General features: G+C 38.7%; 16 protein-coding genes and 1 riboswitch. Of the genes, 4 read left to right on the top strand and 12 right to left on the bottom strand.

Annotated features, from left to right (window positions below):
• Positions 1 to 48: 48 nt before the first annotated feature.
• The 6 genes from U5921_RS10140 to U5921_RS10115 form a co-directional block, all read right to left on the bottom strand.
• A complete protein-coding gene (locus U5921_RS10140; RefSeq protein WP_324822995.1) occupies positions 49 to 1,908 on the bottom strand; it encodes an ABC transporter ATP-binding protein in 1,860 nt (619 codons plus the stop codon).
• Positions 1,908 to 3,665, bottom strand: a complete 1,758-nt coding sequence (locus U5921_RS10135) for an ABC transporter ATP-binding protein (protein WP_324822993.1) — start codon at positions 3,663 to 3,665, stop codon at positions 1,908 to 1,910. The genes U5921_RS10140 and U5921_RS10135 overlap by 1 nt, the downstream gene beginning before the upstream one ends.
• Positions 3,666 to 3,668: 3 nt before the next feature.
• Positions 3,669 to 4,139, bottom strand: coding sequence for a MarR family transcriptional regulator (locus tag U5921_RS10130; RefSeq protein ID WP_324822991.1), 471 nt, complete (start codon positions 4,137 to 4,139; stop codon positions 3,669 to 3,671).
• Between the two features lie 243 nt (positions 4,140 to 4,382).
• A complete protein-coding gene (locus tag U5921_RS10125; RefSeq protein WP_324822989.1) occupies positions 4,383 to 12,635 on the bottom strand; it encodes a leucine-rich repeat protein in 8,253 nt (2,750 codons plus the stop codon).
• A gap of 362 nt (positions 12,636 to 12,997) precedes the next feature.
• Positions 12,998 to 14,383 (bottom strand): alanine/glycine:cation symporter family protein, encoded by a 1,386-nt coding sequence (locus tag U5921_RS10120; protein ID WP_417765058.1) that lies wholly within the window; start codon positions 14,381 to 14,383, stop codon positions 12,998 to 13,000.
• 129 nt (positions 14,384 to 14,512) lie between these two features.
• A riboswitch (glycine riboswitch) is annotated at positions 14,513 to 14,611 on the bottom strand.
• Between the two features lie 79 nt (positions 14,612 to 14,690).
• Positions 14,691 to 15,212, bottom strand: coding sequence for an O-acetyl-ADP-ribose deacetylase (locus U5921_RS10115; RefSeq protein WP_324822985.1), 522 nt, complete (start codon positions 15,210 to 15,212; stop codon positions 14,691 to 14,693).
• A 207-nt stretch (positions 15,213 to 15,419) separates the two neighbouring features.
• On the opposite strand from U5921_RS10115, the gene U5921_RS10110 reads away from it, so the two are divergent.
• Positions 15,420 to 15,545 (top strand): CDIF630_02480 family spore surface protein, encoded by a 126-nt coding sequence (locus tag U5921_RS10110; RefSeq protein WP_324822983.1) that lies wholly within the window; start codon positions 15,420 to 15,422, stop codon positions 15,543 to 15,545.
• 50 nt (positions 15,546 to 15,595) lie between these two features.
• Here U5921_RS10110 and U5921_RS10105 read toward each other — a convergent pair whose 3' ends face one another.
• Together U5921_RS10105 and U5921_RS10100 are read right to left on the bottom strand one after the other, a co-directional pair.
• Complete coding sequence (locus tag U5921_RS10105; RefSeq protein WP_324822981.1) at positions 15,596 to 16,396, bottom strand: YibE/F family protein; 801 nt, start codon at positions 16,394 to 16,396, stop codon at positions 15,596 to 15,598.
• On the bottom strand, positions 16,393 to 17,460 hold the full coding sequence (locus U5921_RS10100) for a YibE/F family protein (RefSeq protein ID WP_324822979.1): 1,068 nt from the start codon (positions 17,458 to 17,460) through the stop codon (positions 16,393 to 16,395). Before U5921_RS10100 ends, U5921_RS10105 begins: the two co-directional genes overlap by 4 nt.
• Positions 17,461 to 17,915: 455 nt before the next feature.
• Here U5921_RS10100 and U5921_RS10095 point away from each other — a divergent pair, with 455 nt between their 5' ends.
• Together U5921_RS10095 and U5921_RS10090 are read left to right on the top strand one after the other, a co-directional pair.
• Positions 17,916 to 18,563 carry a bifunctional 2-keto-4-hydroxyglutarate aldolase/2-keto-3-deoxy-6-phosphogluconate aldolase gene (locus U5921_RS10095; protein WP_324822977.1) on the top strand — a complete coding sequence of 216 codons (648 nt, stop codon included), beginning with the start codon at positions 17,916 to 17,918 and terminating at the stop codon, positions 18,561 to 18,563.
• Between the two features lie 19 nt (positions 18,564 to 18,582).
• Positions 18,583 to 19,605: a sugar kinase gene (locus tag U5921_RS10090; RefSeq protein ID WP_324822975.1), complete on the top strand. Its 1,023-nt coding sequence runs from the start codon at positions 18,583 to 18,585 to the stop codon at positions 19,603 to 19,605.
• Between the two features lie 158 nt (positions 19,606 to 19,763).
• Here the strand turns inward: U5921_RS10090 and U5921_RS10085 are convergent, their stop codons facing one another.
• Positions 19,764 to 20,933 carry a pyridoxal phosphate-dependent aminotransferase gene (locus U5921_RS10085; RefSeq protein WP_324822972.1) on the bottom strand — a complete coding sequence of 390 codons (1,170 nt, stop codon included), beginning with the start codon at positions 20,931 to 20,933 and terminating at the stop codon, positions 19,764 to 19,766.
• Between the two features lie 56 nt (positions 20,934 to 20,989).
• Complete coding sequence (locus U5921_RS10080; RefSeq protein ID WP_324822970.1) at positions 20,990 to 22,210, bottom strand: dicarboxylate/amino acid:cation symporter; 1,221 nt, start codon at positions 22,208 to 22,210, stop codon at positions 20,990 to 20,992.
• Positions 22,211 to 22,542: 332 nt separating this feature from the next.
• Here U5921_RS10080 and U5921_RS10075 point away from each other — a divergent pair, with 332 nt between their 5' ends.
• Positions 22,543 to 23,322 carry an IclR family transcriptional regulator gene (locus U5921_RS10075; RefSeq protein ID WP_324822969.1) on the top strand — a complete coding sequence of 260 codons (780 nt, stop codon included), beginning with the start codon at positions 22,543 to 22,545 and terminating at the stop codon, positions 23,320 to 23,322.
• Between the two features lie 150 nt (positions 23,323 to 23,472).
• Here U5921_RS10075 and U5921_RS10070 read toward each other — a convergent pair whose 3' ends face one another.
• Both U5921_RS10070 and U5921_RS10065 read right to left on the bottom strand, forming a co-directional pair.
• Positions 23,473 to 23,988, bottom strand: coding sequence for a VanZ family protein (locus U5921_RS10070; RefSeq protein WP_324822967.1), 516 nt, complete (start codon positions 23,986 to 23,988; stop codon positions 23,473 to 23,475).
• Positions 23,985 to 24,929 carry a nucleotidyltransferase family protein gene (locus U5921_RS10065; RefSeq protein WP_417765005.1) on the bottom strand — a complete coding sequence of 315 codons (945 nt, stop codon included), beginning with the start codon at positions 24,927 to 24,929 and terminating at the stop codon, positions 23,985 to 23,987. Before U5921_RS10065 ends, U5921_RS10070 begins: the two co-directional genes overlap by 4 nt.

Genomic DNA, 24,929 nt, shown 5'->3' with positions numbered 1-24,929 from the left:
TATCATAAATTTTTAATAATGAAAATCTTTCCAAACCTTCTATGACTTTTAATCCAATTCCAAAACGCCGGTATACAGTTGATAATACCTTCCTTTCAACGCAAGAAGATCTTCATGTGTACCACGTTCTACAATTTCTCCTTGTTCCATTACCATAATCGCATTTGAATTACAAACTGTAGAAAGACGATGGGCAATAATAAATGTCGTTCGATTTTTCATGAGACGATCTAAGCCTTTTTCTATATGACGCTCTGTCCTTGTATCAACTGAGCTTGTTGCTTCATCTAAAACTAAAATCGGTGCATCTGCAATTGCTGCTCTTGCAATGTTCAAAAGCTGGCGCTGCCCCTGGCTGAGATTTGCGCCATCTCCTTCAATCACTGTATCATACCCATCCGGTAGTCTGCGTATAAAAGAATGCGCACTTGCCAGCTTTGCCGCCTGAAATACTTCTTCATCGATTGCCTCCGGTCTTCCGTAGCGAATGTTCTCTTTTACTGTCCCTGTAAATAGATGGGTATCTTGTAAAACAACCGACATTGCTCTTCTCAGTTCATCCTTCGGAATGGATTTGATTGGAATCCCATCAATTGTAATCATCCCTTCATTCACATCATAAAAACGAGTCAGCAGATTGATAACAGTCGTTTTTCCGGCTCCGGTCGAACCTACAAATGCAATTTTCTGTCCCGGCTTTGCATAAAGCGAAATATCTTTTAAAATAGTCTTTTCTTCATTATAGGAAAATGTCACATTTAAAAAACGAACATCGCCCTTAACCGGTACGCTGTGCTTTCCATTTTTCCAAAAATATTGATTGCCTTTTTCGCAAACTAAACAATACTCTTCTTCCGTCTGCTGAACTTCCGGTTTTTCTTCTATAACCTGAAAAATTCGTTCCGCACCTGCAATGGCAGTCACCACTGCATTATACTGATTGGATGCCTCGTTAATTGGCCGTCCAAATGCTTGCACCAATTGTAAAAAAACAACTAAGCTTCCCACAGTCATGTGCCCAAAAATAGTCAAAAGTCCTCCAACTGCCGCTACCATTGCATAATTCGTACTGTTAATATTTTTTGAAAGAGGCATCATCATGCCTGCATATCCCTGCGCTACGGTAGCTGCCTCTTGCAGTTTCTCATTTCTTTTTTGGAATCCTTGCATGGCGAGCTCTTCATAACAAAATGTTTTAACTACTTTCTGTCCAGTCATGATCTCTTCAATGTAGCCATTTACTTCTCCCAGGCTTTCCTGCTGCTCTTTAAAGTACTTGCTGCTCATCTTCATGACTTTTCCTGTTGCAAAGAGTAAAATGGGAGCAACCAAGACCGTGATTAAGGTCAAAATCCAGCTTTTATATAACATCAGCCCCAAGATACCGACCAGTGTAATTCCACTGGAAAAGAAGGTGGTCAAGCTGTTTTGCATCGCATCGTTTAAAGTATCTACATCGTTTGTAAAACGGCTCATTAGTTCCCCGTTGGTATGAGAGTCAAAATAAGGAATCGGAAGATTTTGCAAATGGTTAAATAAGTCTTCACGAATCTCTCTTATCGTCTTTTGAGTGAGCGAAACCATAATACGATTTTGCGCATAAGCTGCGACGATAGATACCAAATAAATACAAGCTAAAACTAAAACACCGTGAACCAGTCCCGCCAGCCGTTCTTCAACTGACAAACCCGATGCGACCGGCTGTAAAAAGCGGTCTATGATGGGCTGAAGATAGTTGGTTGCTGAAAGGGATGCTCCGATGTTGAGCAATACCATGAAAAATGCAAAAAATAGAAGAAGTTTTCTCTTTCTTATATAACCCCATAATTTTGCAATCGTACCCTTCGTATCTTGTGGTTTCTGTTTTATCAATACACGGTTTGATCCGTGCTTTCTGCCTCCTGCCATTATGCACTCGCCTCCTTTCCCGCTTGTGATTCATAAATTTCCTGATAAGTTTGACAGCGTTTCAATAACTGGTCATGTGTTCCAATATCTAAAATTTTGCCTTCATCCAATACAATAATTTTATCCGCATCTTGTACCGAACTGATTCTCTGTGCAATTAAGAACGTCGTTGTCTCCTTTAAGGATTCATGAAAGGATTCACGAATCTTTGCTTCTGTCGCCGTATCCACTGCACTCGTACTGTCATCTAGAATGAGAATTGCGGGCTTTTTCAACATTGCCCGCGCAATACATAGACGCTGTTTTTGTCCGCCGGATACATTGACACCACCTTGGTCAATCCAAGTGTCATATCCTTTTGGAAAGCTCATAATAAAACCGTGTGCTTGTGCGTTTTTTGCAGCGAGAATCACTTCCTCATCTGTTGCATTCGGGTCGCCCCATTTTAGATTATCTCGTATTGTTCCGGAAAACAGCGTATTTTTTTGCAGCACCATTCCAATTTGACTTCTCAATGTATGCAGATTATATTCTCTGACATCTTTTCCATCAATTAAAACGTTTCCTGCTGTGACATCATATAATCTAGGAATCAACTGCACAAAAGAGCTTTTTCCTGCTCCTGTACTTCCAATAATTGCAATCACTTCACCCTGCTTTGCAGAAAAATTGATGTCAGAGAGAATTTCGTCTCCCTGGCCTTTTAAATCATACGAAAAAGAGACATGTTCAAATGCTACATCGCCTTTTATCTTCTCTTCCACTTCCTGCTGTATAACATCTGAATGCGTTTCGTCATAATGGTCTGTCAAATCCACCTCTGCATCCAATACCTCACGTATTCTCTGATAAGATGCACTCGCTCTTGTAAATAAAATAAACATCATTGAAATCATAATCAACGACATGAGAATCATCATGATGTAGTTGATAAAAGCTGACATGGTTGCAACATCCATATAGCCATTGATAATGCGTGTTCCTCCAATCCAAACAATGGAAACGATGGATGTATTCATAAGCAGCATCATCATTGGCATACTGATAATCACCAAATTCATTGCATGAAGAGAAGCTTTCATCAAATTTGTATTGGAATCACGGAATTTTTCTTTTTCATACGCACCGCGGACAAATGATTTTACAACTCTTACATTCGTTACGTTTTCCTGAATATTTTGGTTTAAAATATCCACACGTTTTTGCATGAGTTTAAATCTTGGCATGGCATAATGAACCATAATCGCAACAAAAACTAAAAGAATCGGTACAATTACAGCCAGTACAATCGAAAGAGATACGCTCAAACGTACTGCCATAATAATAGAAAACAGCAGCATGAGCGGTGCCCGTATCAAGATTCGCATTCCCGTAATCACTGTATTCTGCAATAAAGTAACGTCGTTTGTCAATCTTGTGCTGAGCGAAGCAGTGGAAAAGGTATCAATGTTTCGAAAAGAAAAGCTCTGTACCTTTTTAAATAGGGTCTGACGCAGCTCTGCTGCAAAGCCAACTCCCGATTTTGCCGAGTATTTGGAATTTCCGATTCCTGCCGCAATCGAAACTAACGCTAAGAGAATCATAGAGAGCCCGATTTTAAGAATAAAACTCACATCTCCCAATAAAATTCCTTTTCCTATGATCTGCGCCATTAGTAAAGGCTGCATAATTTCTGCAACCACATCCAGCAACATAAATAAAACAGCATAAAAAATGTATTTCTTATATGGCTTAAGACAATTCCTGATTTGATTCAAACTTTATTCCCCCTCATGATCGAAAAAATCGCTCTGTTTTTCTTCCAGCCGTTTTTCTTCTAAATTTGTACATATTTTTTCTAGCAAATGATTATACGACTCCAATTCCTCCTGTGAAAAATCCCGCAGCATTTCTCTCGTAAGCAGTTCTATCATCTCCTTGCTTTTTTTAGTAGCAAGCTCTCCTCTTTCTGTTAACTGCACCCTACTTGACCGTGAATCAACTTCACTTGTCTCTTTTTTTACAAACCCTGATTTTTCCAAACGACGAATGGAAACACCAATGGAAGCAGGACTGCAATGCATTTTTTCCGCTAATTCCCTTTGGCTACAGCTTCCCATATTACTAATTGCGGTCAATATCATCGGCTGCTTCGGATGAAGCCCATATTTTTTCATCATCTTATAGCCCCACTTTACCCGAAGGTTACGAACTCTAAAATCAAGTTCCAGCGCTTTTCTCCAAAGATCCATTTTCTCCTCCATTCTCATCCCTTTCCATTCTATCTTTTCTATCTTTAAAATAGTAAACCAGTTTATTATAAATCGATTTATTATTTTAGCCTTCTTTGTAAACTTTGTCAATATAGTTTTCCACTATTTCATAAAAATAACACAATTAAAGTGCCTTATCTTTCCTAATAGATCCTACAATTTTACATATAAAAACCGCAGGATCTATTAAAAGATATCCTGCGGTCAAGTTTAAAGATGAAATCAGTTTGTAATAAAATTTTGCATCATCGCTGCAATTTCTGCCCTCGTGGCAGAAGCAGACGGTTCCAGATTCCCATTGCCTTTTCCTGAAATAATATGATTTTCAACTGCCCAGCGCATTGCATCGGCAGACCAGGAAGACACAGCATCTGCGTCATAAAACTTACCCAGCTCACTTGTCGCTTTAGGCGTTCCTGCATAACGATAAAGCATTGATACCAACTGCTCTCTGGTAATCTTGCTGTCTGGATTTAAACCATCTGAGATTCGTTGAGAAACGGCCCATTCGGAAGCTTTTGCATACCAGGTTTCTCCACCCGATACATCCTGCCCGTCAAGACGAGCCAAAACAGTAAAGATCATTGCTCTGCTCGCATCCTCATTTGGGCTGAATTGCTCCTTTCCTGTTCCAGCAAACAATTCACGTGCCGCAACAAACTGCACTGCATCAGCATGCCAATCAGAAGATGAAATATCTGAGAATTTTTTGCTGTTGTCTATAATTTCTACATCCATATCAGAATCCGCTGTAAATGCGATTCCATCCTTTAGCGGAATGCTTGTTTTAACAATTTCTCGGGTTCCGTCTCCACGAACAAGGACGGCAACAAGTCCTGCACCGGTTTTTGCCCCTGTAGGAACAATTACCCGAACTCCCTTTTCCTTTTTTAAGCTTTTCGACAGCTGAATCTTCGCAGTTACTTTTCCGCTAGAAGAAACTTCTGTGGTAATTTGTGTCCCATCTGCTCGTTTTTCTGTATTGGAAATGGAACCGTCAGGCTTAATGATTACTTTTGTAACGGTACCGTCTTTTTCTGTAACGGTTTTTTCTGATGTGCCGTCAGAGTATATTTTTTTCTCTGTAACGGCTCCGGTTACTTCATCTACAGATTTGGTGGTTTTCGTTTCCTCAGCAGTGGATTTTGATTTTGAAGAACTTCCTTTGCCTCCACTGCTTCCTCCACTGCTTCCCCCACTGCTTCCAGTTACCTGAACCGGTATATTATTTGCAATTGCATAACGGTAAATCGTACTGTTACTGGAATCTGTTATAATGCATAATGCTTTATTGCAGCCAGTGAACAAATCCTCACCGACGTTTTTAAGCATAGAAGGAATTGTAACTTTCTTTAACTGCAAACTTGCACTGAATACTCGATCACCTAGTGATACCACACTGGAAGGTAATTCTATGCTGGTAAGATTTGAGCCGGAAAGTGCGAATGTTCCAATTGAAGTGACACCGGAAGGGATTTTCAGCTCGGTCAAGCTGACACACTCTGCCAATGCGCCATATTCAATTGTTTCCAATCCCTGAGGGAGATTAATCTCTTTCAATTTTTCACAAAGGTGAAATGCATTTTTGTCCAGCTTGCGAATGCTGCTTGGAAGCGTAACGCTTTCCAGCTTCAAACAGAAGAAGAACGCAGAGTCACCAATTATTACCGTTCCTTCTTGCACCGAAGCAGAGGTACGGCCTCTAGGGCAAAATAACAATGTTTTACCATCTGCACTGTAAAGCAGATTATCCTTGGACGAGTAAACAGAATTTCCTTCTGCTACAGTGATCGTTTCAAGATGATCGCATCCGAGTACGCTTGCACTCTGTTCAAAAACATCGCCTGCATATTCATTACCGAAAGTTTTTAAGGTAGAAGGCAAATAGATTGTCTTCATATCCGTGCAGCTCATAAAGGCTTCTTTTTCAATTGAAACCACGCCTTCCGGTATACGTGCTTCTTCTAAACTTACACAAGCGGTAAACGCTCCTTCCTGAATGTTCTTCAGCGTATTTGGCAAAACAAGAGTCTCCATCGCCTCGCATTCATAAAAAGCATCCTCTCCAATTACTTCCACACCCTCTGGAAGCTCTACTTTCAGCAATCTCCAGCAAGTTAAAAAGGCCTTAGCCGGAATCTCCTTCAAGGTCGAAGGAAAGCTAACTCTTTCTAATTTCTCGCAATTCATGAAGACGCCTTCACCCATGTTTTTTAATCCTTCCGGTAAATGAACTTCCGAAAGATAGCCGCAGTTATGGAAAGCCTCTTTACCGATACTCTGCAATCCAGTTGAAAAATTAATTTCCCCTAGATTAATACAATTTTCAAAAGCACCGTCTCCGATGTATTTTATATTGGAAGGCAAAGTAATCGATGTGATTCGATTGTTTTTAGAAAATGCGTAATCTGCAATTCCGACAACGGTCACTTCGTTTACTGTATCCGGAAAGATCAAATCTTTATCAGTCCCGTAATATCCGGTAATTTCACCTTGATTGTTTATCGTGTAATCGCTGTCCGTCTCTCCTTTTTCTACAACTACGGTACAGCTCACGGATGGTCCATCAGAAGAAAGTACCTGTATTTCGGTTGTTCCTGAAGAAATTGCTGTGATTTTTCCTGTGCTGTCAACAGTTGCCACATCGCTATTTAGCGATTTAAAGATCATATCTTTATGCGTCGCATCGTCAGGAAGAACGGTCACTTCTAGGTTAAAGGTCTCAAACCGCTTTAATTGAACGGACTTTGTGTTCAAATCAATTTGAGTAACCGGAACAAAGGTATCCAGCAAAGCAAATGACAGCTTACAAGATTCTCCTTTTTCTGCTTTTGTTTCCGTCACATAGCTTTCAGCGGTTGAACCCTTCTCACCATAGATTGTCAAAGGTTTATAGTAAGATATGAAATCTTTTTCTAAAATGGTATCCCTGCCTTTTACAAAAACCCAACTCTGCACATTGTCGAATGCATATTCACCGACAGATTCAACTGTGGCGGGAATAGTTACACTGCTTAAAGGGGATTCAGAAAATGCTCCGTAAGAAATTTTCTTTAGGCCGTCATTAAGCAAAACACTCTTTAAATTGCTGCACCAGAAAAATGCATTATTTCCGATGCTTTCAACACTGGCAGGAATCTCTACGCTGGAGATGCTGCTTGTGGAAAAAGCATTTTCGCCAATGCTTTTCAAACTCTCGGGCAGTGCAATATGATCCAGTTTACTGCGAATCAATGCGTTGTTTCCAATCGTTTCAGTTCCTTCTTTTACAATTACGGTCCCCGTTTTTGCAGATGGAACATATAATAAAGATTTTTTATCTGCTGTATAAACAGAGCCATTCCAAGAAGAATAAACCGTATTTCCCTCTGCAATATTGATTTCTAAAAGGCTGTCTGATCCGCTTTGCGTTGAATTCCCAACGGCAGCAAAAACTGCCGGGACAGAGCTTCCCAGTTTTGTAAGTGTAGATGGAAGAGATATGCGTTCAAATGTTTTACTGATTCGAAAAGCCTGATCTCCTACTTCCGTAACTCCCTCCGGAATGTCCAGTTCAGAGAGACGGAAACAATTATAGAAAGCTCCTTCTCCAATTGTTTTTAAATTGGAAGAGGCTGCAAAGGTAACCTTGCGAAGTCCCGTGCAAACATTAAATGCCTTATCTCCAATGGATGTAACGGATGCGGGTATTGCAATCTCACCAAGTAAGCTGTCACCATCAAACGCACTCGCTCCGATCTCTGTAACCGTTTCCGGCAATGAAATGGCAGGCAGCTTTGTGCAATAAGCAAATGCTGATTCCCCAATGGTTTTTAATTGACTCCCTTCAGAGAACAGAACCTCTGTTACACCAGAGCCGTGAAATGCTTCCTTACCTATTTTGGTTACAGTAGATGGTATGATAACCTTTTTCAATCTGCTATTTAAATTTTCTTCAGCCAAGGCTCCCTCTCCAATTTCTATTACCGTGTTTGGAATCACAACTTCTGAAGCACTTCCTTCATAACGAACCAGAACTCCGTCTTCAACTACAAAATCTGTTTCTGAATCTCCTTCAATACGTAAAAGATGCCCGTTTGCCACTGCATAAGCGGCAGCTGCATCTCCATACTGATCTGTCACAATTGTAAGATTATCGCCATAGTTTTTAAAAGCATTTTCTCCAATGGAGGTTACATTGCTTGAAATAAAAATTTCTTTTAATGCATTGGATTCGGAAGAACCGATAAAGGCTTCTTTTCCAATTATTTTTAAAGTAGAAGGTAACGTGATACTCTCTAAAGCATCACATCTTCCAAATGCTTGCGAACCAATCTCTGTGACTCCTTCCGGAATCACAATTTCTTTTACTTTTTTTGTCCAAGCAAAAGCAGAATCGCCAATATATTCTAATGTTGATGGTAATGTAATTTTCTCAAGTGTGTCTTCGTATCCCCAAAAAGTGAACGCTTCAATTCTTTTAATTCCTTCTGGTACCACAATTTCTTTTGCCGCACACTCAGTAAATCCATAAGCATCAATACGTTGAACGGAAGACGGTATTGTGAAATCTGCCCATTTTTCACAACCGAAAAATGCAGAATTTTCTACAATCAAAAGACCCTGCGGTAAGGTGCAATCTGTCAAAGCCTCGCAGTAATGAAATGCTTGGCTCCCTACTTCTTCCAATGTGGAAGGCATTTTAACAGATACGAGATCGAAGCACATAAAGAACGCATAGTCATTAATTCTTGTTACGCCTTCACGAATCTCTGCTTCTGTTCGTCCACGTGGGCAAAACATAACCTTTGTTCCCGTTGCATCATAAAGCAGACCATCGTAAGCAGTGAAATTTGTATTTCCCGCTTCTACTGTAATTGTCTTCATTGTTGTATTAGCCGGATTCTGCCCCGGAATTTCAAAAACTTCTCCAATATATTCATTTCCGAGTTTTTCTAGAGAAGCCGGTAAATGCAATGTGGAAATCGGGCACCCCAAAAAAGCCTGCTTTTCAATTGACACCAATCCTTCCGGCAGTGATATTTCAGTAAGCTTTGTACAAGAACGGAATGCCGCTTCACCAATTGTTTTTAAAGAGGAAGGCAATGTAATCTCTTGAAGCATACTGCAACTTGTAAATGCATTTGCTGAAATGACTTCAATTCCTTCGGGAATCACAATTGACTCAATTTTATCACAGCCATTAAAAACAGACTCTCCTATTCTTTCAATTCCCTCATTAAGCGCTACCGCTGTAATTCCTGTGCATTGCTGAAAAGCTCCATTTCCGATTTCTTTTACGTGTCCACCAATGATGAGCGTTTTAATATCATTTTGTCTGTAGAACGCTTTATCTGCAATTCCTGTCACTTTTTTTCCATTCACCGTCTCAGGAATAACCAGATCTCTCATATCCAGCCCTATGAAGCCGGTAATTTTACCTTCTTCATCAATGGTAAAATCACTTTCTCCTTCTTCCTTTTCTACAGTGACTACACACTTTGCAATATGGCCGCTTACCTCCGCTGTAATTTCAGTTACACCCGGCTGCACCGCAGTAACCAGTCCATTTTGATCTACCGTTGCGACCTCAGGCTTACTGGAACTCCATGCTATCAATGTAGCCTGACTTCTGTCGGGATTAATTGTAACCGTGAGCGCCGCCGTCTCTGTTCGTTTTAATTGTGCAGTCTCTTGATTTAAAGAAATGTCATTCACTTCTATGAAACTACTTACCTCACAGAAGATCAGTTTACAAGACGCACCTTTTTCTTCTTGTTTATCCTTTATGTATTGTTCTGCGCTCGATCCCCTCTGTGCATAAACAGAGATACCGTAATAATATGGTATAAATTCATTATCAAAGATAGTATCATTTCCCTTTATCCGAATCCAGTGATTCGCACCATACTCAAAATCAAATGCATTCCTTTTAATTTCTTTCACACTTGCCGGAATCGAAATTCCCGTGATCCGGCTTTGTGAAAATGCATTTTCACCAATGGTTTCTAACCCTTCTTCAAAGGTAATGCTTCGTATTTGTGCATTAAAAAATCCAAGCTTTCCAATGCTTTTTACGGAGCCTGGAATCGTAATAGACATGAGCTTTGTTTCATAAAAAGCAGAATCATCAATTTTCAAAAGTGAATATGGCAAAATCACCTGTTGAATCTTTCCTTTTGCCATTGCGTAAGGAGCGATTCTCTCCGTACCCTCTGCAACTGTTAAGCTTCCCATTCTAGCGTGAGGGCAGAACAGCAAATTTTTCCCGTCTGCAGAATAAACGACTCCATTTTTTGAAGCATATACCGGATTTCCTTCCGCTACATTAATTTCAGTTAATGTATCATGACCTTTTGAAGCGGCATAAATAAAAGCTGCATCAAAGCGGTCATTTTCAGCACCGAATCTGACTAGTGTAGCCGGCAGTGAAACACTCGTCAAGCTGTGAGTACCAACAAACGCCTGTGTTCCAATTTCTGTCACCCCTTCTGGAATTTCAATTTCTTTAAGAGCAGTCGCTAATTGAAAGGAAGATGCGCCGATTTCTTTCAAATTCTTCTCGGAAGAAAAATTGATTTCTTTAAGGGTGTTTGCGTAATAAAACGCCTTATCTGAAATCTTTGTTACGGAACCCGGAATGGTTACGGAAACAACCTTAGAATCGTTTCCAAATACCGCATCCGTTCCATTTCCGATTATCGTAACACTGTCGGGTATCGTAATGCTTTCTTCACTTCCGGTATAGGAAACCAAAACATTATCTTGGATCACAAAATCAGATGCTGCGGTCACAATAACCTCGCACTGATCGAAAAGGCCGTTTACTGAAGTCGCTTGAACGATTGCGCTTCCTTCTGCAACGGCTTTTACGATTCCTCTTTGGTCTACCGTTACAATCGTCTCATCGGATACATTCCACGTCAAGGATGGATTCGTGGCATTCAACGGTGAAACGCTTCCCGTAAGCGTTTCCGTATTCCCTACAGAAAGAGATAATGTGTTTTTATCCAACGAAACACTTTGAACTTCTGTTTCGGTCTCTTCTTGCAGCAACTCAAACTTCACTTTACAGCGATCTCCTTTTTCTGCCGCAAGTTCCGATACATACGTTTGCGCTGTAGAATTTTCCAATCCATAGACAGTAATGTTTTTATAATATTCTATAAACCCGCTTCCCAAATTTGTTTCTGCATTTAAGATTCGGATTTCCCCTCCAAAATCTTCAAACGCACCGCTTCCGATTGCTGTAACTGTTTTGGGAATCGTCAGAGAGGTAAAATGGCCTCCCCCAAAAGCATATTGCTCGATAATTTGAAGCCCTTCATTAAGATTGACTGTACCCATTTTCGCACTATAAAATGCATTTTTCCCAATTTGCTTGACAGAACCTGGTATTGAGATACTGGTCACTTGCGCCCCGCTGAAAGCATTTTCTCCGATCTCCTCCACGGAATCAGCAATCACCACCTGCTGTAATGCGGAACTGCGAAAAGCATAAGGTGCAATTATTTTTGTGCCATCTGAAATTTCATAACTCCCTGTTATTCCGGATGGATAATAAAACAGCGTTTCTTCTTCTTTATCATACACGGCGCCGTTTTTTTCACTGTAAACACGATTTTCCTGCGCAATCTCCACTTTGAACGAAGATTTCGGTGCTGTTCCGCTGGTTGAAGCAAATGCATAATAAACCGAAGTATCCCCTAATTTTTCCAAAGTGGCCGGAAGGGATATTGCTTGCAATGTACTTCCATAAAGTGCGGAATCACCAATTTCTGTTACCCCTTCGGGGATTACTAAAGAAGTAAGCCTTGTATTAAAAAAGGCTGATTTTCCTATTTTTTGTAAATTAATTTTGTCGGAAAAGTTGATTTCTGTAAGCTCAGTACAAGCATAAAAAGCTTTGTCCGCAATTTCTGTCACAGAATCAGAAATGGTTACAGCTGTCACGGCAGAGTTATTAGTAAAAATCGTTCTACTTCCATCACCAATTACCAAAACGCCTTCCGGAATTACAACTTCTGTGTCCGTCCCTGTATAAGCAAGCAAAATACCATCCTCTATTGTGAAATCCTCTGATGCATTCAAAAAAGAAGGTACCTCCAGTTCGCTTTCCACTTCTGAACTCAAATTATTTATTTGATCCGATTGATCTATATCATTATTAACATCTGATTTATTTTCTTCATTATCTGTATCTATATTGCCCTTTGCATCGGATACGTCCTCCGCTTCTATACTGTCCTCTGCTTTGGCTTTATCCTCTGCTTCTATACTGTCCTCTGCTTTGGCTTCATCCTTCGTCGCTATACTCTCTTCTGCATCGGATTCATTGTTTATATCCGTTCCATTCTCTTCATTATAAACCTGAACATCTACAGCTTCTGTATCAGCGGAAAGTTCGTCGCCCAATGCCATAACTGGCATTGTACTATTTATTATCATTGCAAAAGTCAGAAATACGGTTCCTGCATTTCTTATAAATCTTTGCACCAATTATCACTCTCGCTTTCTTTTAATATTTTATAAAATTCTTCCAATTTAACTATAACTATTGTTGTTTATTGCTGTTGTTACAGATACGTATTTTTATGCATGATGCCATTAAATATTTTTATGTCTTCAAATAAGCCACCTCCCGAATTGTTAGTTAAATCTAACTTTTTAACAAAAAAAGCCCACTAAAAATTCAATAGATTTACACGAATCGATTTCACACGAAGTTAGCTAGTGCTAACTATTGTTTATTTTAGCACCATGATTTTGTATTGTCAAACTATAAATGCGACAGTTGAGAAAAGTTTTTTAACCTTCCCACTTGCCGCATTTATATTTTAATAAAATTTTAGAATCTTTTATAATTCCTTCATATATTTTTTAGTCTCACTAACGATGACACCGCTAAGCGCTAAAATTGCAATTAGATTTGGAAATGCCATCAATCCGTTAAAGATGTCGGCAATGTTCCATACTGCTTCAATCGTCATAAATGGCCCGATAAAAATCGCTAATATGTAAAGCCAGCGATAAGACATAACCATTTTCTTATTTCCATCTGATAAGTATTCCAAGCAGCGTTCTCCATAGTAATTCCAGCCTAAAATCGTTGTAAAGGCAAAGAAAACAAGACATGCCATCAGCAGAAAAGAAGCGATCTGCGGATGAAACGGAAGTCCAGACTGAAACGCATTTGTCGTGACAGAAACTCCCTTCAATCCAATATTCCAAGACCCTGTGATTACGATACAAAGTCCAGTCATCGTACATACAATAATCGTATCAATAAAAGTTCCTGTCATAGATACCAAACCCTGCCGTACCGGATTTTTTGTCTGTGCCGCCGCAGCTGCAATTGGCGCGCTTCCAAGACCAGCTTCGTTGGAGAAGATACCCCGTGCAACTCCTTTTTGCATGGCGATAATCATGGATCCCATCGCCCCTCCTGCCATGGCTTTTATCCCAAAGGCTCCTTGTATGATCTCTGTAAAAGCGGCTGGTATCGCTTTATAATTGACTACTAATATCAAAATACTTGCCATTACGTAAATCACTGCCATAAATGGCACAATAATTTGTGAAACACTTGCAATCCTCTTGATTCCTCCGATTACAACCAATCCAACGCAAAGCGTCAAAATAATACCGGCTGTCAACACCGTCCAAGAGTATTCTCGATTAAAAAGAACCATCGTCCACTCATTATTCGGATCAAAAAAATTGTTTACAGCCGATGCGATTCCGTTGACTTGTGTAAATGTGCCGATTCCTAGTAAACCAACTCCTGCACCAAAGAAAGCAAATATTTTTGCAAGCCATCTCCATTGCACTCCCATTCCATTTTCAATGTAATAAAACGGACCTCCTAAGACATGCCCGTCTGCATCAATCTTTCGGTATTTGATCGCAAGCAACCCTTCTGCATACTTTGTTGCCATACCAAAAAAAGCTGCCAGCCACATCCAAAATAGCGCACCCGGCCCGCCTTCTACTAATGCAGTCGCTACACCAACAATATTTCCGGTACCGATTGTAGCAGACAAAGCTGTACATAATGCTCCGAAGCTGGTCACTTCACCGATTCCGCCCTCTTCATTTTTTACCATAAACTTGAGTGCTTTCGGCAGATGAACAATCTGCAAAAGTCCTAACCGAATCGTTAGATAGATTCCGACCGCTAAAATAAATACAATAAGCGGTACACCCCATACCAAGCCATCAAACCACTCAATGGCATCATTCATTTTTTCAAACACGTTATCATTCCTCTCTTAATAGAAAATTTTTGCATTCACAAAATGCAACAAAAAAAAGCCGAAACAAAATTGTTCGACTTTCTAGAGAAAAGACAATAGATAGAATAGTTTTATTGACTAATTCACTCTGTCCTTTTGCCTGAGAGATAAGCAGACGTGGTTTTCAATCTGCCGTACACCTTCGGCGCCCTTACGAGACTCTCCAGAGAATCGAGATACCATAAAAAACTGGCATCGACGTACAATAAAATATCATATTTTCTGTTATTTTTCAACTATTTTTTCAAAAATTCTGCTATTTCCGCCTTTCTCTGTAAGTATGTAATGCCTGATCGTAAGCACATTTCACCGAATCACTGAAGCAAACCATAATTACCTGCTCAATCCATTCACTCTTTTCCGCTTCCTTCATGATAGTTTGAACTGCAATTTCAGCAGCTTCGGAAATCGGATACGCATATACTCCGGTACTAATAGATGGAAATGCGACAATCCTGCATTGATACTGCTCAGCTATTGCAATGCAGGAGCGGTAACAGCTTGCAAGAAGTTCAGCCTCGTTTTGCTTGCCACCTCTGTAAATCGGTCCGGGTGTATGGATTACATAGCTGGCAGGCAGCTGGTAGGCTTTTGTTATCTTCGCCTGCCCCGTTTCACAACCATGAAGCTTTCTACATTCTTCCAATAGTTCTTTTCCGGCTGCGCGGTGAATGGCTCCATCCACACCGCCTCCTCCCAGTAGAGAACAATTGGCCGCATTCACGATGGCATCCACCTTCTGTTTTGTAATATCTCCTTTAATTATTTCAAATTTCATTTCTTCTCTCCAAAAAATTCTATTACTGATATTTATTTTTCATTATAATTTATATTCAATTTTTTCCCTTTTAAAATCATTCAAACTATTTTTTATTTATATAAGTATATACCTATAAGATAGCTCTATCCAGTATTTTCACCATAGCATAAACTCTAGCATCCTCGGAAATACTATATAACATTCAAAATGAAAGGAGTGGATGTCATGGAAAAGTTTAAAACATTTCCTCTCGCTGACGAATATGAGCAAGAGCCGGAATCAAAAGAAGCAATTCCATCTGAGGATGATGTAAAGGAAGCCAAGGATTGGGTCGACTTTAACGAAAAATAAAAACAATATTAACAAGAGATCCGGATGCATGCTTACTTTGGCATGCATCCTTATTTTTTTTCTATGAACAGTTCATCCTCGTCTAAATATCTCTTAAATTTATCTGCATTTGTCAATAGATAAGAGATAACCGCCGCAGTTACCGGAATAATTGCAACACAGCCAATGGCACTGAAAACAATACAGATCACTTCTTGAAAGAATGCCTTTGAATTGATAATCTCTGACAGAGTATAGTGAAAATTTTTAAACAAGACAAATAACGTCAAAGCTTCTCCAATGTATGCAAAGTATAGGGTGTTCACCGTAGTTCCTAAAATATCTCCTCCGATGCTCATACCCGATTTCATGAGCTCCTTTCCGTTTAAATGCCGGTTATTGTTGTATACCTCATAAACGCCGGAAGAGACGGCTATCGATGTATCTATAATTGCCCCCATTAATCCAATCAGAATCATCGCTACACCAATACTTCCCATATTGATATGAATATCCGTAGACAAATAAAAAATCATATCGTCATTCTTCATCAGTTCATTCAACCCGCCTGTATGTGATTGATATGCCATCACATAAATGAAAAAAAATAAAATCAGCATAATGATAACTACGGATACAAATGAAGAAATTGTCTTTGCATTTTTCCCATTTTGATAAAACAAAGTGCCGCTGCAAATCAAAAGGCAGCCAATAAAAGTGAGTACTAACGGATTCAATCCCCATGTCATAAGAACAAATAGAACTGCTAATACAAATAAATTCCAAATAAGCGAAATCATTGTAAACAGACCACGCTCTCCGCCGATTAAAACAAGCAATGCAACCAATATCAAAACCAATAATTCAATCATACTGCTGTCCTCCATCGTTTTAATAATAGAAATGAAATGAGAAGAGCAACCGGTATCGCTAAAAGGATTCCGATACTTCCGACTAAAAAGCGATACACTTCAAACGGCATATGGATCATTACAATGGTCCGCAGATTTATTTCATTTTTCATCTTTAGTATAATCAGAGGAATGGATCCACAGATATAGGTGAATAGCATAACATTGATCATTGTTCCCATAATATCATGTCCCAGCTCTCTTCCGGATCGGATTAAATTTTTAACGGTTATATGATTATCCCGCATAAGCAATTCATTAATCGTAGCTGACATGGTAATGGATACATCCATTATGGCCCCCAGCCCTCCAAGTAAAATTTGTGACAGGAATATTTCCGGCAAATCACTCGGACTGGTAACGTATTCCATAAAGGTATAATCTACTCCACTCGTATGCTGCATTACTATTTTTAAAAGAAGCATCATAATCCATACACAAATCAGCGTAGATAAAACCGCCGCCCACGTTTTCTTATTGAACCCGCTGATCAGCAGCAATGACAAGATGGTAAAGCATAGCACCATTGCAATGCTCAAAGACCATATATTTTTTCCCTCTTCATACAAATACAGCGCATACCAAAATACTGAAATATTAGCTAACAGTGAAAGCACGACAAAGAGGCCTTTCTCCTTCGCTGTCAATAATATAATTAAAATTAAGACTGAAAAAAGTATTGCTAAGTATTTGTCTCTTTTTAATCCTAAAATTAAGCCCGTGACAGCAGAGCTACCGCCTTGCTTCATTTGAATAAAAACTTCATCTCCCTTTTTATATTTTTCATCATGGACTTGCGAGTATGAATAGCTATTCTTCAATTGTATTTCCTGTCCTTTGTAAGTTCCATTCATCACAATCCCGGTTATTGCTTGTTCATAATAAGTCTCTTTTTCTCCATGGTATCCTTCCGCTTCATTATATTTATGATCTTCTGCCGTTGTTATTTTTACAATTGGCGTACTATACCATTGATAATCGTGGAATACCAAAACAATTCCTGTCAATAACAAGATGCTAATCATACAAAATGCCCCTAGCCTCTTTTTATCTATTTCTACTTTTCGAATCTTTTGTAACCATATTTCTCTATTCCACATAACTTTTCCCTTGTTTCCGATCAGAATTTTATTATTTGAAAATCGCAAAATTGCAAAATGAATATTCAACTTTATTATTATAGCACCATAATTTTAAATTGCAAAAATATGATCTGATTTCATTGAAAATCAAAATTCAACGTTGATTGTGTAATTTCCACCTCATCTTTGTAAGATTGAACCTTTTAGTGTTGTCACAAATGATATATTCTACAATACTTTACAAAGAAGTTAAAAACAGTATTGGAATTTAGAATTAAAATTTTATCGAATATCTCAAAATTATCTTTTATTTGAATTCCTATTGTTTTTATAATATGAATTTGATATAATTTATGAAACTCAGTTTCATAATACGAAACCAAAAAGGATGGTGTAACATGATTCGTAAAATAAATACCTTGTTAAAGATTAGTGAAGTTGGTTTGGTGGCTGTAGTCCGCGCAGAAGATGCTGAAAAAGCGGAAAAAACAGCTCTGGCATGTATGGCTGGAGGTATTTCAGCAATTGAGATTACTTTTACCGTACCAGGTGCAGATCAAGTCATTAAGCATTTAAAAAAGTCATTAGCATCTGAAAATTTAATACTTGGTGCCGGAACCGTGCTTGATAGTGAAACCGCAAGAATTGCAATTCTTGCCGGTTCTGAATTTATCGTTAGTCCGACGTTTGATTTGGATACAGCCAAGCTATGCAACCGTTACCAAATTCCATATATGCCCGGCTGCATGACAACCACGGAAATGGTAAAGGCTCTTGAGGCAGGCGCCGACATCATCAAATTATTCCCGGGTGATGCTTATGGTCCTAATTTCGTAAAATCCGTTAGAGGACCACTGCCGCATGTAGCAATCATGCCTACCGGTGGTGTCAATTTGGAAAACGTCGGTTCCTGGATTAAAAACGGATGCATTGCCGTTGGTGTGGGCGGTGAATTAACCAAGGAAGCCAAAAACGGACGATATGACCTGGTCACAGAAACTGCAAAACAATTTGTAAAGAAAATTCAAGAGGCCAGAGGCCGTTAAATAGGAAAGGAGAATCGGTATGAAAAAAGTCGTTACACTTGGAGAAATTATGCTTCGCTTGTCAGCGCCATCCTATAAGAGATTTGTTCAGTCAGAAAGTTTTGACGTCTGCTATGGCGGTGGCGAAGCAAATGTTTGTGTATCGCTTGCTAATTATGGTTTAGAAGCTTCTTTTATCTCTAAAGTGCCTTCAAATGAAATTGGTCAAAGTGCAATCAATGCTTTAAGAAGGTACGGCGTACATACACAATTTATTGCTAGAGGCGGTAACAGGCTGGGTATCTATTTTTTAGAAAACGGTGCATCACAGAGAGCTTCTAAAGTGATTTACGATAGGGCGAATTCTTCTATTTCAGAAGCGGACCTTTCTGATTTTGACTGGAATGAAATTTTCAAAGATGTTGACTGGTTTCATTTTACAGGAATCACACCTGCTCTGGGAGACAAAGCCGCGACGATCACGCTTGAAGCATGTAAAAAAGCAAAAGAAATGGGCCTTACTGTTTCTGCTGATTTAAACTATAGAAAAAAGCTTTGGTCACCGAAGAAAGCGAACGAGGTTATGACAAAACTGATGCCTTATGTCGACGTTTGCATCGGGAATGAAGAAGATGCTGAAAAAACATTTGGTATCAAAGCAAAAGAGACTGATGTACAATCCGGTCAAATCAATCATAACGCCTATGAAGAGGTTGCCAAAGAACTGGTCAACCGCTTTGGATTTAAGTACGTCGCTTCAACGCTGCGTGTAAGCTTATCTGCATCTGACAACGGATGGTCAGCCATGCTTTATGATGGAAAACAAGCTTATCATTCAAAAAAGTATGATCTGCGAATTGTTGACCGTGTCGGCGGCGGAGATTCCTTTGCATCGGGGCTGATTTACGGACTTATCACAGATAAGTCTGCTCAGGAAGCTTTGGAATTCGCAGCTGCCGCATCCGCATTAAAGCATTCTATTCCTGGAGATTTTAATCTGGTAAGCCTAGAAGAAGCAGAAGCACTTTCAAAAGGTGAAGGCTCTGGACGAGTTCAAAGATAACAAAGAATCGAAACCTACAAAAAGGGTTGAGAGCAATGAACAGCTCTCAACCCTTTTCTTATTATATTCGGACAAATAATATTGCTTCATGTTAAAGCATTACTCCGCTGGAAATGATATCAAGAGGAAAACAAGAAGACAACAAAAACATTCTCTTTTTATACGCTTTCTTTTAACGAATTAACGTAGGTCTTGATACGATCAAATGCTTCCATTAAAATATCATCCGAAGCAGCAAAAACAACTCTAATATAGCCCTCTCCCATCGGTCCAAATGCAGACCCCGGCACTACTATCACTTTTGCATTTCTTATCAGATCTTCTGCAAATTCTTGTGAAGATTTTCCGAAAGCAGTTATATTAATAAATGCATAAAAGCTTCCCGCAGATCCTTGGTATATCATTCCATCAATCTCTTCAATGGCTTCTATAACAATGCTTCTTTTCCGTTCATACTCGCTTCTCATGTATTGAATCGCTTCGGCGCCGTGCTCAATAGCTTCGATTGCTGCAAGCTGTACAAATGGCGGAACGCAAGATGCGATCCCTTCTTGTAATTGAGGCATCACCTCGATAATCTTTTCGTTTCCAACCACATAGCCCACTCTCCAGCCAGTCATCGCATATGTTTTTGACAGGCTATTGACTATCAACACATTCTCGCTGATCTTTGAAAATTCAGCAAGACTATGGTGTTGAAAATCTCCATAAATGATCTCCTCATACACCTCATCTGATATTACAAATAAATCATGTTTTTCAACAACTGCTGCAATTTCAGCCAGCTCTTTCTTCCCTAATACGGAGCCCAAAGGATTACTCGGGGAATTTATAATCAGCACCTTAGTTTTTTCTGTAATCGCTTTCTCAATATCCTCTGCTTTTATATTAAAATTATTCTTTTCAAAGATCGGAACCCTCACAGGCTTTGCTCCCAGAATTGTAATCTGTCCTTCATAGTTTGGATATCCAGGGTCTGGTATCAAAACTTCGTCTCCGGGATTAACCGTAGCCAAAAGAGCTAAAAAAATAGCCTCCATGCCGCCAAAAGCAACCATGACGTTATTTTCCGTATATCCGCTTTGGATTCTCTTGTTGTATTTGTCAGCAATTACACGTCTTAATTCAGGCAATCCTGCATTTGATACATAATGAGTATAATTTTCATCCATTGCTTTTTTCGCAATTTCTTTAATATTCAAAGGTGTATCAAAGCTTGGTTCACCAACAGTCAAGCTGATAACATTTTGATAATTTTTCGCTAGTTCAAACATTTTTCGGATGCCTGATGCCGGATAGTTTTCAGTAATGATCGATAAATTCTTCAATTCTTACCTCCAATTATTGAGTTTACATCATAATTAACTGTTAAGATAATTAACTGTTAAGCCACTTTGTTTGCATTAAATTTTGATGCATCCAATTTTCCTTCTGTCTTTGCAACCATGGCCACGCAGACTGCATCTCCCCAAATGTTGATTGTAGTCCCTGTAACGTCCAAATAAAAAAATACAGAAGAAATAAGACCAACAATTGCCACAGGAAGTCCAAATGCATTCACAAGTATTGCTGCAACTGCTAATCCCCCCCCTGGCACACCTGCTGTACCAATCGAAAAAACAACTCCCATCAAGCAGAATAAAATGAGCTGAGCAATGTTGGGTGTAACCCCAGATACGAACATACCCAGCATTATGTAAATGGGAATTTGAATTGCCATCGAGTCCATATTAAATGTAACTCCCAGTGGAACTCCAAAATCAGCAATCTCTTCATCCACACCTGCATCTTTGACGCCTTGTAAGGTTAAAGGCATTGTAGCCGCAGAGCTTGTTGTAGAAAATGCAGTCAATAAAGCCGGTAAGATCATTTTAAGGAATTTAAATGGGTTAAGCTTTGTAATCTTCCAAAACATCAGGAAATAAACCAAAATAATATGTGTAACAAAAGCTAAAGTAATTGCTAATATGAATGTGCCCATTTCGCTTAAAATAGAGCCACGTAAATCTCCGATCGAAGAAGCCATTAAAGAGAAAATACCTATAGGAGCATAGTACATAATTCCTTTAATGATAGTTAGAAATAAATCTTGTCCGGTGTTTAAAACGGTTCTCATTACCTCTTTATGTTTTACATTTTTCATAAATATAACTGCGATTCCAACAAACATGGACAAAAACACGATTTGAATGATATCTCCGGCAGCAAGTGAACCAAATGCATTATTGGGAATCCACTGTAAAAAAGTATCTGCTGTAATTTTTGTGAGTGATATTTCTGCATCTGGGATGGATAACCCTTTACCGGGTTTAAACAAGATTCCATAGAAAGTTCCTATTAGAGTTCCTATAATCGTACTCATGATAAACCATCCGACAGTTTTACCCGCCCAACGGCTCAAAGTCTTAACATTTCCGATATTCGCAAACGAAGATGCAATCGAGAAAAATACAATAGCAGGGACAACCATAAATAATAACCGTGTGAATAACATGCCTAATGGTTGTAAAATTTGTGCACTTTCACCAAAAATTACACCAACTGCTAGACCAAGTAATGCTGATAGGAGTAAGATAAAAGCGAAATTTTTTAATAATTTTTTCATAGATAAGGCCTCCTTTTTCATGATTTAATGTCAAACGTTTGGGCTAACTAATAAATATAATCCATATGTTTCTCATTATGAAACTGTGTTTCATTTATTTTATATTTTATTTGATTTTCAGTCAAGCATTCTTTTATAAAAATACCAAGATATTTCAATCTAATAGCCCTTGTCTTTTAAAATGATGCTATAATATATAGAAAAGATGCAACAAAGCCAAAAATATTTGATCTTAATCGACTGATTGCATTGATCGATATAAAGCAAAATGGCAGATTATGTCCGATATAATAATCACTAAGTTTATTCTAATTACTCAAAGGAGCTTTAAAATGAAAATAGAAACAAATACTGTACAGTCAATTGACCGCGCAATATATATACTTGAGCTGCTGTCCACGCACACAGATGGACTGGCATTGACAGAAATCAGTAAATCCATCGATTTGCACAAAAGCACAGTTCATCGTTTGCTTTTAACATTAATCCATCACGGTTATGTGAGCCAAAATGCGCAGACACAACATTATCATTTAAGTCTTAAAATGTTTGAAATTGGAAGCCGGATGATCGAAAATATCGATTTACCAAAGATTGCAAGACCTTACCTTGAATTGTTGAGTCAATTAACAAATGAAGTTGTGCATGTCGTCATTCCTGATGGTTCGGACATCGTCTATATCGATAAAGTCGAATCCGATAACAATATCCGAATGCATTCCCGGATTGGAGCCAAAAGTCCCATGTACAGCACTTCAGCAGGAAAAGCTATGCTGGCTTTTTTACCTGAATCAAAGGTTAAAGAAATATGGAATAAAAGTAATATTGAAAAAAAGACACCCCATACAATTACTGTATATGAAGAACTGCTTGAGCGATTAGAGAAAGTAAAAATGGATGGATATGCACTGGATGAAGAAGAAAACGAAAATGGAATCCAATGTGTAGGTGCACCAATATTTGATTATAAAAACAACATAGTCGGTGCAATCAGCATTTCAGGCCCTGCCATGCGTGTTACTTATGACTTTATCGACAAATTTAAGGGTCAGCTATTAACTTACAGTCGCCAAATTTCAAAAGAACTTGGTTGGAAGGGATACGTGTTATAGTCCTATATAAAAAACAAAGTCTTATGACTGCTTTCACAGCCATAAGACTTTGTTTTTTTATACTATTTGCTTTTATCAATCAACTTTAAAATTCTGAATAAACAGATGCCCGCAAGCCCAGATCCACCATACCAATAATAGTAAAAGAGCTCACTGTTTGTGCCGTATATTTCCATGACTCCCTCCATAATGTCCCGACAATTCCAATTTCCTTTTCTTAAAAACTTGAATGATTAGGAGGCTGAGCAAGATTCCTAAAACTGCACCTGTTGTATCAATGAATACATCCTTCCATGCCGCATTTCTTCCTGGAACAAGCATCTGATGATATTCATCACTCACTGCGTATACAGCAGAAATTATCAGTGAAACAATTGATGTATAGAAGCGATTCTTAACCCATACATTTAGTACTTGCGAGATTAAGAATCCCAGTATCATGAAAAGAAAAAAATGAGCTGCCTTTCTAATCCATCTATTTGCAAGCAATAAATAAACATCGGGATCAACTTTATCCGGTAAAACAAGAAGGTTCATATCTATAATTTTTTGTGTAATTTTTAAGCTCAGCTGATTTGTCTGTTCAGCCGGCTGTGAAGAAAAATTAAAGATTAAAAACATCCATAGACAAACAAGCCCGATTACTATTGTCTTCTTCTTATTCATCTGAATAATCCTTCTCCATATACACCAGCAGCAATCAGCTTTTTAAACGATGTGATCACGGCTTCTTTATCTTCTTTATAAGTAACGCCAAACCATTTATCTTTTGTCTCCAATAGCTTGACCTTTGCTTTTTCTTCTTTTAAAAGCTTATCTATAATTGTCGGCAGTAAATATTCGGATTTGAGATCATCTTCTTCTCGCTTTTCTAAAAATTCGCAAAATCCGTTTTCCAGCACCTCAAAAAAATCGGGTGTCAATCCCCACATATTCATAGAAACATAAGCACTTGAGTCAATTTTTTCCAGCCTCCCATTTTCCGTACGTACTGCGGCACTTATGGAAAAATCCGCATCATTCACTACTTTTACGATATTATGTGTTTCTGTCACATCTTTTAAATAAAAATTTTCATCCACACGGCACAATCCTCTTGTTACTCCACCGTAATCACTCAAAGTATTTTTTAGAATAAAACCTGCCATGCAGTACTCTGCTTTTTTATTTTCTTTCATTCTTAAAGAAGGTCCATTCAAATATTCATAAACTTTTTTATATGCCTCTTTTCCATAATAGTCATCTGCATTTATAACGACAAACGGCTCATTTACGATTCCCTTACAAGCTAAAACTGCTTGTCCTGTCCCCCAAGGTTTTGTCCGCTCTTCAGGTCTTGCAAAGCCAATTGGCAGATCATCCAATTCCTGAAACGCATAAGCAACTTCACAAATTTTTTCAATGCGGTTTCCAATGATTTCTTTAAAATCTTTTTCCAAGTCCTTTCGTATAATAAAAACAACTTTATCAAAGCCTGCTTCCAATGCATCATATATGGAATAATCCATAATAATTTCGCCATTTGGACCAACCGGTTCAAGTTGTTTGATTCCACCTCCAAAACGACTTCCTATGCCTGCTGCCATAATAACCAGCGTGGTTCTCAT

The organism is Sinanaerobacter sp. ZZT-01 (genome assembly GCF_035621135.1).
GTDB lineage: Bacteria > Bacillota > Clostridia > Peptostreptococcales > Anaerovoracaceae > IOR16.
This window is presented reverse-complemented; position numbering and strand designations above follow the sequence as displayed.